General features: G+C 50.3%; 1 pseudogene. It reads left to right on the top strand.

From position 1 onward, the window contains the following. Positions 1-257: 257 nt before the first annotated feature. A pseudogene (locus tag AB3X89_RS40400) lies at positions 258-338 on the top strand (IS5/IS1182 family transposase); the annotation flags it as partial.

The raw sequence follows: 338 nt of genomic DNA on the forward strand, positions 1-338 counted from the left end.
GGTTTCCGGTCATGCGCTGCGTCCAGAAATCTGGACGTTATAGCTGATCTCGGGACCTGATCGGAAATCCAGTCCTCAGCGGCTCGCACGCAAATTCGATGGCATTGAAAAACTAGCAACCAGTTGGTTCTTTTTCAAGCCTAATGTTGCTTTGACTGGAACATGAAGCTCGAAGTCTTCGTTTGGCGGGAGACAGCCAGAAAGTTTTTGACTAGAGCGTGTTAGGAACTTCGATTGAGACCTGTTATCCTGGCGGGATGAAAAGAACAGACCGCAAAGGGTATCCGACTGATGTGTCGGATGAGGAATGGAGTTTCGCGGCGCCGTATCTGACGCTG

It is taken from the genome of Paraburkholderia sp. BR14320, from assembly GCF_040948665.1.
Lineage (GTDB): Bacteria > Pseudomonadota > Gammaproteobacteria > Burkholderiales > Burkholderiaceae > Paraburkholderia > Paraburkholderia youngii.